Annotated in this window: 7 protein-coding genes; 4 read left to right on the top strand and 3 right to left on the bottom strand. The window is 65.1% G+C overall.

Features of this window, described 5'->3' with window-relative positions:
• Positions 1-404, bottom strand: a 404-nt coding sequence (locus RMN95_RS04525) for an NAD(P)/FAD-dependent oxidoreductase (RefSeq protein ID WP_309615764.1), incomplete at its 3' end; no start/stop codon positions are given.
• A gap of 66 nt (positions 405-470) precedes the next feature.
• On the opposite strand from RMN95_RS04525, the gene RMN95_RS04520 reads away from it, so the two are divergent.
• Positions 471-1,037, top strand: coding sequence for an XRE family transcriptional regulator (locus RMN95_RS04520; protein WP_309615763.1), 567 nt, complete (start codon positions 471-473; stop codon positions 1,035-1,037).
• A gap of 32 nt (positions 1,038-1,069) precedes the next feature.
• Here RMN95_RS04520 and RMN95_RS04515 read toward each other — a convergent pair whose 3' ends face one another.
• Complete coding sequence (locus RMN95_RS04515; RefSeq protein WP_309615762.1) at positions 1,070-1,354, bottom strand: hypothetical protein; 285 nt, start codon at positions 1,352-1,354, stop codon at positions 1,070-1,072.
• Positions 1,355-1,358: 4 nt separating this feature from the next.
• Positions 1,359-2,882, bottom strand: a complete 1,524-nt coding sequence (locus RMN95_RS04510; RefSeq protein WP_309615761.1) for a PspC domain-containing protein — start codon at positions 2,880-2,882, stop codon at positions 1,359-1,361.
• Positions 2,883-2,985: 103 nt separating this feature from the next.
• Between RMN95_RS04510 and RMN95_RS04505 the strand changes: the two genes are divergently transcribed.
• From RMN95_RS04505 to RMN95_RS04495, 3 genes are read left to right on the top strand one after another with little or no spacing between them, the layout of a single operon-like run.
• Positions 2,986-4,140 carry a PspC domain-containing protein gene (locus tag RMN95_RS04505; protein ID WP_309615760.1) on the top strand — a complete coding sequence of 385 codons (1,155 nt, stop codon included), beginning with the start codon at positions 2,986-2,988 and terminating at the stop codon, positions 4,138-4,140.
• Entirely contained in the window at positions 4,137-4,784 is a 648-nt protein-coding gene (locus RMN95_RS04500; protein WP_309615759.1) for a response regulator transcription factor, read from the top strand. Before RMN95_RS04505 ends, RMN95_RS04500 begins: the two co-directional genes overlap by 4 nt.
• Before the next feature lie 22 nt (positions 4,785-4,806).
• Positions 4,807-5,055, top strand: a complete 249-nt coding sequence (locus RMN95_RS04495; RefSeq protein ID WP_309615758.1) for a hypothetical protein — start codon at positions 4,807-4,809, stop codon at positions 5,053-5,055.
• The last annotated feature ends 184 nt before the right edge of the window (positions 5,056-5,239 follow it).

Raw genomic sequence — 5,239 nt, 5'->3', positions numbered from 1 at the left:
GCGACTACGCCTCGACCCCACTGTTCAGCAAGCCCCGGAACAGCCGGAAGCTCGTCACGAAGGCCCGAGGCCACCACCACCCTCGAGGTGCGATACCGGCGCCCGTCGTCTGTTGCGAGCTCGAAGAAATCACCGTGTCGAGTAACGGATGCCGCCGTCCCGAACTCGATCACGCCGTCGGCGGCCCGCACCTCTCGCTGCCCGTCTGCGACGAGATCGAGTGGCGCATAACCGTCGCGGCTGAGCACGCCGTGCAGGTGAGGCGCAAAGCGGTTGCGCGGGGTTCCGGAGTCCAGAACGAGCGCACGTCGTCGGGCTCGCGAGAGAACAAGAGCCGCACTGAGACCGGCCGAGCCGCCGCCCACAATTACGACATCCCAGGGGGTGTTGTCAACTGAAGTCATAGCTTAAGGGTGATCGTGCGGTTACCATAAAGGCAAATAATTGTGCCGAATTGGCAAGGAGCCTCGATGCCAGACCCCGCCCTGCACGAAATTGGCCCCCGGCTCAGGAGCTGGCGGCAGAAACGCGGCCTGACGCTCGGGGAACTCGCTGCGCTCACCGATATCTCGCCGAGCACCATCTCCAGGCTCGAGGCGGGCAAGCGTGCGCCCAACCTCGAGTTGGTGGTGCCGCTGGCCCGGGCGTTGCGACTCGAGCTCGACGATCTGGTGCCGCGCAGCGTTCCCGACCCCCGCATCCCGAAGAGAACGAGACGCATCGACGAGGTCACGTTCGAGCAGTTGTCGCCGGATGCCTCGCCCTCCCAGGCGGCACGAATAACGTTCCCATCACCGAGGCCGGGCGAGGCCCCGGATCCTAAAGTGCATGACGGTTATGAATGGCTGTACGTGCTTACCGGCAGGCTCCGGCTCATTCTCGGCGACCACGACATCATCATGGGCGCGGGCGAAGCAGCGGAGTTCGACACCCGGACTCCACACTGGCTGAAGTCTGCCGGGCCTGGCCCCGCCGAGATCCTGGCCATCTTCAGCAAACAGGGAAAGCGCATCCATCTACGGGCGAAATCAGGTTGACGGGTAACTCCATCGTGCTCACCGCACCCTGCTCACTGCACCTTGCGCAACTGTCGCCGGCGAACCAACGCCAGCACGCCCAGGAGCAACAGGATCGCGCCGCACATAACTGCGACTAGCTGAACCACAGTGGCGGCATCCAGCCCCCACACCCACTGCACAAGCTGACTGCGCGCGCCGGGAGTGAGCAGCAACAGCAGTAACGCCAAGCCGCCGAGCCCGACGATCAAGCCCCAGCTGATGGTGCCGAACCTGACGCGTGGTCGCGTGACCGGATTCGAAGTGGATTCCGCGGAATCGGGTTCAACGTTTGTCACGGTGTCACTCCTCAGGTTGCTGCAGGTTGTTGTCAGTGATTTCGACGTACCCACTGTTCTGCCAGATGCGGATCGTGCGAATTTGTCTGGCATCAGGGTCGCCCACGGTGAACTCCCACCGCTGCACCCCGTCTTGTGTTGTCGATCCGGGGTTGATCGTGCTCGGAACCATTTCGATACCACCGTCTTGCTGCTCGGTGCTGGTCCATACCGTCACGACGCTTGATGACGAGGCCACCTGGATGATCGCGGCCGTTCCTTCTTCGACCCCAATGCTTACCGAACCATTGCCCTGCAGAATGTCTGTGGTGCCCTCAGGTATTCCCGAAGATGTGGTTACTGTCGCCGTGCCGAAGGGTTGCACGTAATTGCCGATGCCGACGCCGTAACCGATGGGTGGCAGAAGGGCGCGTTCGGTCGGTATCGCCGTCGACACGAGCGCGACCATCAGCGTCACGCCGGCGAGGAACGCCAGGAAGCCGCTTCGGTGGCGCATGACACCGCCGACAATGATGGCGGTCCCCATGATGACCGCCGCGACAGCGAACCCGATGGCAATCCCGATACTGGATGATGCTGAGCCCAACGACGCTGCTGCTGCGGCTAGTCCGCCGCCGAGGATCGCAGCACCCACCACCGCGAGCACGGTGGGAGCCGACAGCACCGGATTCGCGAGCCTGCGCAGTCGGCGGCGCTCGGCGGATTCGGCGGAGGACGCCCGAGCGCGCGCCCGGTACTCCGCGGCCCGTTGTCGGCGGACGACGCGCTGGCTGGCGGCTTCAGCACTCTTGAAGTCCCGGTTCTGCTGCTTCCACAATGCCTGGCGTTCGCGCCAAGCGATGAGCTCTTCCGTCGACGCGTCAGCTGCGGGGGCCGCGGGCGGGGGTGCTGAGACCCGCGTTGTACTGGAGGCCGAGGCATCCGGAATTGTGGGTTCTGGAATTGTCTCTGGTCGGCCGTCGGTCGTTGCGGGGCACAAGACCGGCGACGAGTTCGTGGGCGGTTCGTTTCGGCCAGCCCGGCGAGCGATCCAGACGACGAAGGTGACGACGGCGCCGAGAAGCACGATCGTCCAGAGGGCACGGCCCAGGTCGTAACCCCAGGCCGGGGCGCCCCAGTAGGAGGAGCCAAGGTACCAAAATCCCTGCGCCATCGGCAGCATGGAGAGCACAACCAGAGCGCCGATGCCCGCGATCGGTGACTCCACCCGGCCGCGGCCCAGGTTCTCGAGGTGGATGGTGTCGTCTTCATCGGGCAGTAGTAGCCACGCCGCCGCATAGATGATGAACGCGGGTCCTCCGAGAATTGCGACCACGACGACCATGCCGCGCACGATGAGAGGGTCGATGTCGAGCCGCGCCGCGACACCGGAACAGACGCCGCCGGCCCACCCGGCCTGACGCTGGATACCCAGTGAGCGCATCCAGCCAAAAAATCGGTGTCTCCTGGTGGGCGGGGGTGGCGTCGGTTCGGCCGTACCTTCTTCGTCGTGGATGCGGTCTGCGTCGGGCTTGGTTTGTGCTGCCATAGTTCGATAGTGGCCTCGCTCCGAAGTGTCCGCCATGGGTGACCACCCTGACTGCACCCTGATTCCGCACTCGACGAGCGTCAAAACCTGCTTGGATGCAGGCATGACAACCGTGGCGCTTCGGGTAGAGCTGCGTCGCCCGCGCCGCGTTGTGGTCGGTGGAGTGTGTGCCGGTCTTGCACTCCACCTGGGCTGGACGACCGGGCGTACGCGCCTGCTCGCGATCGTGCTCGCGCTGTTGGGTGGAGCCGGCATTCTGCTGTACCTCTGGCTATGGGCTCTTGTTCCGCTGGCACCGACGGAAAGCGACGACTCGGCGCAGGTTCAGCGGGCGGCTCCCATGGCCGCGATCTTCGTCGGGATCGCCGCGCTGTGCACCCTGGTCGTGGGCAGCGTAATGGTTGGCGCGAGCCCCGTTCTCGTCACCCCCGCGCTTCTGGGGCTCACGCTCTCCAGCGCCGCTGCGGTGGCCTGGAGCCTGGCGTTCGACAGGCATGACCCGAACCGTTCGCGCGGATACAGCGTGGGAGTGCGGTCGCTCTCGTCTGCTCTGCTGCTGGCCAGCGGCGTCGGGGTGCTCCTCGTGCGCCCGACCGCGATCAATGCCGTGCTCGCCGTTGGCATAGTCGTGCTCGGCACTGCCCTGCTGATTGCCCCTCGTGTCGTCGCGCTGTGGAGCGACCTGATGGCGGAGCGCACCACCCGCGTCCGTGAGGAGCAGCGGGCAGAGTTAGCCGCGCACCTGCATGACTCGGTGCTGCAGACCCTGGCGCTCATCCAGAATCGTGCCGGGTCGTCGAGCGAGGTCGCCCGCATCGCCAGGGCGCAGGAGCGCGAACTGAGGGACTGGCTCTTTCTCGGGGATGCGCCGATTGCCGCCGACCTTTCTGCCGAGCTGCGGGAGGTGGCCGCGGCGATCGAACTCGATTACGCGGTTCGCATCGAGGTGGTTGCCACCGGGGAGTCTGTGCCGGGGGTCGCCGCGCTCATCGCCGCATCGCGGGAGGCCATGCTCAATGCCGCGAAGCACGCCGGTGGCGAGGTTTCCGTTTATCTCGAGACCACGCCGTCCGGGATAGACATTTGGGTGCGCGACCGAGGTGCGGGCGTCGATCTGGAGGCGTTGGCGAGCGACAGGCTGGGCATCCGGGAATCAATCATGGGCAGGATGACGCGGGTCGGCGGTTCTGCGACGGTACGACCCGGCGCTGGCGGCACAGGGACAGAGGTGCACCTGCACCTGGAGGCACAGCAATGACCACGGTGGTGATCGTCGACGACCATTCGATTTTCCGCTCGGGACTCAGGGCGGACCTCGATGCCTCGGTTGCGGTTCTCGGGGAGGCTGCGACGGTCGACGAGGCGGTTGCGCTGATTGCTCGGCTGCGGCCCGACGTGGTGCTGCTCGACGTGCACCTGCCGGGCGGGGCGGGCGGCGGGGGTGCCGAGGTCATTCGGGCGTCGAGTGAGCTGCTCACTTCGGTGCGGTTTCTCGCGCTGAGCGTGTCTGACTCGGCAGCTGATGTGGTCGGGGTGATCCGGGCGGGTGCGCGTGGGTACATCACGAAGGGCAGCTCCGGGGCTGAGGTCAGCCGAGCGGTAGCCGCCGTGGCGAGCGGGGATGCGGTGTTCTCGCCTCGACTCGCAGGATTCGTGCTCGATGCCTTCGGCGCTGTCGCGGGGGAGCAAGCCTCGACTGACGATGAACTCGACCGCCTCTCTGCCCGGGAGCGTGAGGTGATGCGTCTTATCGCTCGCGGCTACGCCTATAAAGAGGTCGCGACAGACCTGTTCATCTCCATCAAGACGGTGGAAAGCCACGTCTCGGCCGTATTGCGCAAACTGCAGCTGTCATCCCGTCACGAACTCACGGTGTGGGCGACGGCTCGCAAGCTGTTGTGAGCAGTGGAGTGTTCGCGCGGGGGTGGGCGGCATCGTGATGCTGGCCGACCAGTCGCTGGCGAATCCGATAGGCGAGGACTGGGTCAGGCTCGTCGCGCACTACCTTGCCACGAAGACCATGCGCGATCGGGTGCTGGGCGAGACTTCAGGCGAGGGCACTACCGGCGTCGACGATCGCTACGCATCGGCCTACTTCGTCGGGATTGGTACGGAGATTTTCAGCGAGCCGTGCAACGCCTCGGTGGGGTCACGGCATCCACAACCTGCGTGAATAATGTGGAGACCGTTCGACAAATCTGTGTCCGCGTATAGCGTTCCCTACGTTGTGTTCTGCACGTTGTGGGAATATCCCGACATGCCCTAATGTGGGTATATCACCACATCATGCAATGTGGGATTATCCCGACACGAAGGATGCGATGATGCCGACAGTGCAGGTGCGAAAGTTCCGTGAC

Origin of the sequence: Salinibacterium sp. (assembly GCF_031364185.1) — a bacterium.
In the GTDB taxonomy this organism is placed as follows: Bacteria; Actinomycetota; Actinomycetes; order Actinomycetales; family Microbacteriaceae; genus Rhodoglobus.
The sequence above is the reverse complement of the archived record's forward strand: the minus strand, read 5'-3'. Positions and strand labels throughout refer to the sequence as shown.